1 protein-coding gene is annotated in these 1683 nt (G+C 60.8%); it reads right to left on the minus strand.

What is annotated here, in order from left to right; genetic code table 11:
* Positions 1-181: 181 nt before the first annotated feature.
* Positions 182-1621, minus strand: coding sequence for an IS1182 family transposase (locus tag SADO_RS17185; protein WP_353113658.1), 1440 nt, complete (start codon positions 1619-1621; stop codon positions 182-184).
* Positions 1622-1683: the final 62 nt, after the last annotated feature.

A 1683-nucleotide genomic window follows, 5' to 3' on the forward strand; every position in this document is an offset into this window, starting at 1 on the left:
CCAGGCTGTGTGAAAACGCGTGAGTTAGCGTACTTTTCCCCATCAGCTGCCTATGTCAGGCGCTAAGGGCTCCGCGTGGCGGCCACGGTTCAGAGTGATCGCAACGCAGGCCTGTGACTTCATCATGCCCGGAGGCGCCTCAGGCCGCTTCGAAGGCGCCGTTTAAAGGGAACGAGCACGCTCAGGCAGCCATTGCCCGCATCAACGGCCCGATCCCGACGATTCGCATCACGCGTTTCAGATTGTAGGCCAGCACATGCAGACTCATTTCCGTTCGCACATGCGCGAGCGTGCGCATCAGGAAGTGTGTTGAGCCCATCCAGTACTTGAGCGTGCCGAAGGGATGCTCGACCGTCTGTCGCCGTATCCGCATCAGATTCGGATCCCGATCCAGGCGTTGCTGCATGGTCTCGAGCACTGACTCGTGCTCCCATCGCTTGACGCGGCGTTGCGCCGCCGACGTGCACTGCGCCTTGATCGCACACGTCTCGCAGGCTGAGCTCCAGTAGCAATGGAGCGTCTGGCCTTTCTCCACCGTGGTAAAGCGCCAGACCAAGGTCTGATTGGCCGGGCAACGATAGGTGTCGCTATCGGGTTCGTAGATGAAGTCGCGCTTACCGAACCGGCCTTGGGCCTGGCTGTTAGAGGTCTGCGGCTTGGGCACGTGAACCTGGATGCCGGCCCTCTCGCAGGCCACGATCTGTTCGCCGTTGAAGTAACCGCGGTCGGCGACCACGGCCAGGGTATCGGTCTGCATGACTGAGCGGGCTCGATCCGCCATCGGCTGCAGCTGCGAGCGATCGTGGCCGACGTTGGTGACCTCGTGATCCACGATCAGATGGTGTTCGGCATCAACAGTCGATTGGACATTGTAGCCCACCATCCCCGAGCCCTTGCCGCCCGTCGCTATGGAGCGTGCGTCTGGATCAGTCAATGAGATCTGTTGGTCGGGCGCTGATGCTACGGCCTTCGCCATTGCCTGCATGCGCTGCATTTCCGATCGCAGCGTGTCGATCTTGTCCCGAAGCTTTGTCGTACGGGCCTCAGTGACCTCGCTTTGACGCTGACGATCGGCACTGTCGAGTTCTGACAAATAGCGAGCGACACTGGCTTCGATCTGCTCGATTCGCCGCTTGACCTTGGCGCGGGTGAAGTTGCGATCGCGGCTGTTGACGGCCTTGAACTTGCTGCCGTCGATAGCCACCAGCGCCTGAGAGAACAGGTTCAGACGACGGCACAGCATCACGAACTCGCGGCATACGCGTCGGATCGCGGGACCATTGTTTCGGCGGAAGTCCGCGATCGTCTTGAAGTCGGGCGCCAGACGTCCGGTCAGCCACATGAGCTCGATATTGCGCTGTGCTTCGCGCTCCAACCGTCGGCTGGACTGAACCCTGTTGAGATACCCGTAGATATAGATCTTGAGCAATGTGGCCGGATGATAGCCGGGCCGGCCCGTCGCCTGCGCGATGACGCGCTCGAATCCCATATCCGCAAGGTCCAGGTTGTCGACAAAAACATCGACCACGCGGACTGGATTGTCCTCGGTGACGTAGTCGTCGAGGCTCGCTGGCAGCAGCGCGCTCTGCGAACGGTCCGCACCGGTCACGAAACCACTCATCCGGCTCTCCGCTAATAGCCTGCGAGAAGTTTAGCCGGTGGGAGCGTTTTCACACAGCCTGG

Origin of the sequence: Salinisphaera dokdonensis CL-ES53, from assembly GCF_040361215.1 — a bacterium.
GTDB classification, from domain to species: domain Bacteria; phylum Pseudomonadota; class Gammaproteobacteria; order Nevskiales; family Salinisphaeraceae; genus Salinisphaera; species Salinisphaera dokdonensis.

What these genes read in the sequence shown, in the direction of transcription:
- SADO_RS17185 (WP_353113658.1), bottom strand. Translation starts at nt 1,621, where the DNA reads ATGAGTGGTTTCGTGACCGGTGCGGACCGTTCGCAGAGCGCGCTGCTG.